The sequence below is a fragment of the Pseudonocardia sp. McavD-2-B genome, from assembly GCF_024124365.1.
Classification (GTDB): domain Bacteria; phylum Actinomycetota; class Actinomycetes; order Mycobacteriales; family Pseudonocardiaceae; genus Pseudonocardia; species Pseudonocardia alni.
In genome coordinates this window covers 1-1,437 of sequence record NZ_JAMXSG010000516.1, presented here as the reverse complement: position 1 = coordinate 1,437, position 1,437 = coordinate 1, and the positions used below count along the sequence as shown (strand labels likewise).

Sequence of the window (1,437 nt, the reverse complement as noted above, 5' to 3'; positions counted from 1 at the left end):
GCCACCCGCGCGGCCGTCGCCCGCGCGGCCTCGGCGGTCGCGGCGGACACGCACAGCAGCTGCGGCCGGGGGTCGTCGGCGGCCGGGGCCCGCTGCGGGGCCGGACCGAGGACGACGTGGGCGTTGGTGCCGCCGATGCCGAACGAGCTGACACCGGCGTGCACGGGTCCGGTCCACGGCGCGCAGACCGCGGGGAGCCGGAACCGGCTCCCGTCCAGGCGCAGCGCCGGGTTCGCCGGTTCCGCGTGCAGCGTGGCGGGGACCCTCCGGTGCGCCACCGCCAGCACGGCCTTGATCAGCGACGCGACGCCCGCCGCGGAGTTGGTGTGGCCGATGTTGCCCTTCACCGAGCCGAGCGCGCACGGCTCACCGGTGTCGCCGAGTACCCGGCGCAGCGCGGTGACCTCGACCGGGTCGCCGAGCGGTGTCGCGGTGCCGTGCGCCTCGACCAGGCCGATGTCGGCGGGGCCGAGCCCGGCGACGGCGAGCGCCTCGGCGACGACGCGGGCTTGGCCGCGTACCGACGGCGCGGTGAACCCGGCCTTGTCGGCGCCGTCGTTGTTGACCGCGGTGCCGTGCACGACGGCGTGGACCACGTCGCCGGAGGCGAGCGCGTCGGACAGCCTGCGCAGCGCCACGACGCCGACGCCCTGGGTGTAGACGATCCCGCTGCCCGCGGCGGCGAAGGGCCGCACGTGCCCGTCGGCGGAGAAGATCCCGCCGGGCACGTGCACGTAGCCGCGGCCCTGCGGCACGATCAGCGACACCCCGCCGGCGAGCGCGGTGTCGGACTCCCCGCTCAGCAGCGATTGCACGGCCAGGTGCACCGCGACCAGCGAGGTCGAGCAGCTCGTCGACACCGCCACGGCCGGCCCGGACAGTCCCAGCCGGAAGGCCGTCTGCAACGGCAGGTAGTCCGGCTGGGTCGCCATGGCGGTGGCGAGGCTCCCGAGCGGGTCCGGGCCCGCGCCGGTGGGGTCCCACCGGTCGGCGAGGTTGGAGGCCAGGTAGCTCGACTGCATGGACCCGGCGAACACCCCGACCGCTCCGGCGTCCCGGACGCCGCCGTGCCCGGCGTGGTCCAGGGCGTGCCAGGCGGTCTGGAGGAACAGCCGCTGCTGGGGGTCGAGCAGGTCCGCCTCGGCCCCGGTCAGCCCGAACGGGCCCGGGTCGAAGCGGTCCTGGTCGGAGAGGATCCCGGCGACGGGGACGTAGCCGGGGCGCTCGCGCAGGGCGCGCGGCACGCCGCCCGGGTCGACCCGGGTGAGGCCCTCGCGGCCGTCGACGAGCAGCTGCCAGAAGGCGTCGAGGTCGTCGGCCCCGGGGAACCGGCACGCCATGCCGACGACGGCGACGGGCTCGTGCGTGTCGCTCATCCGGCCACCGCCGCGGCGCGGGCGCGGGCGGCGCGGCGGCCGGCGGCGCGGGCGGTGCCGC

The 1,437-nt window shown here is 77.7% G+C and carries 1 protein-coding gene; it reads right to left on the bottom strand.

From position 1 onward, the window contains the following. The coding region (locus NH602_RS30815) for a polyketide synthase (RefSeq protein WP_253069686.1) at nucleotides 1-1,376 on the bottom strand (1,376 nt) is incomplete at its 3' end. Nucleotides 1,377-1,437: the final 61 nt, after the last annotated feature.